This window comes from Dechloromonas denitrificans, assembly GCF_001551835.1.
Taxonomy (GTDB): Bacteria; Pseudomonadota; Gammaproteobacteria; order Burkholderiales; family Rhodocyclaceae; genus Azonexus; species Azonexus denitrificans.
Map to the genome: position 1 here is coordinate 1 of NZ_LODL01000036.1, position 621 is coordinate 621.

Consider the following 621-nt stretch of genomic DNA (forward strand, 5'->3'; position numbering starts at 1 on the left):
TCCCCCTACCGTTTCGTCGCACCTCAAGTCAATGACGTCATCAATAGGGCGCTTACGCTTTTTTCATCGAATTGAACCCTTATTTTCTGCTGTAGATTTGTCAATCAACGAGAAAGCGACAAGTATCGTTCTTGTGGTCTGACGGGCCTCAGAGCGAGGATGTGTGGGTTGCTGTAATGACGTTATCACTCGCCTTAGTTAAAAAATTCTACTTTTTGATTGCAAAATTTTGCCAAGTCCCTATAATTCGCGCCCTCAGCACCTGTGCCCAGGTGGCGGAATTGGTAGACGCACTAGTTTCAGGTACTAGCGGGTAACTCCGTGGGGGTTCGAGTCCCTTCCTGGGCACCAGTATTGTTGAGATTGTGGGGGTATAGCTCAGCTGGGAGAGCGCTTGCATGGCATGCAAGAGGTCCGCGGTTCGATCCCGCGTACCTCCACCAATGTAGGAATGATAGTCCAGGGTCCCCATCGTCTAGAGGCCTAGGACACCGCCCTTTCACGGCGGTAACCGGGGTTCGAATCCCCGTGGGGACGCCAGAGTATCTGCAGCAAGCAGTCAAGCTGGAGTGGTAGTTCAGTTGGTTAGAATACCGGCCTGTCACGCCGGGGGTCGCGGGT

At 53.0% G+C, this 621-nt stretch carries 3 tRNA genes; all 3 read left to right on the forward strand.

What is annotated here, in order from left to right:
* The first annotated feature begins 266 nt into the window (after nucleotides 1–266).
* The 3 genes from AT959_RS18330 to AT959_RS18340 all read left to right on the forward strand — a co-directional run bounded on the left by AT959_RS18330 (nucleotide 267) and on the right by AT959_RS18340 (nucleotide 540).
* Nucleotides 267–351, forward strand: a tRNA-Leu gene (locus AT959_RS18330).
* 16 nt (nucleotides 352–367) lie between these two features.
* Nucleotides 368–443: transfer RNA gene (locus tag AT959_RS18335), tRNA-Ala, on the forward strand.
* A 21-nt stretch (nucleotides 444–464) separates the two neighbouring features.
* A tRNA-Glu gene (locus tag AT959_RS18340) sits at nucleotides 465–540 on the forward strand.
* Nucleotides 541–621: the final 81 nt, after the last annotated feature.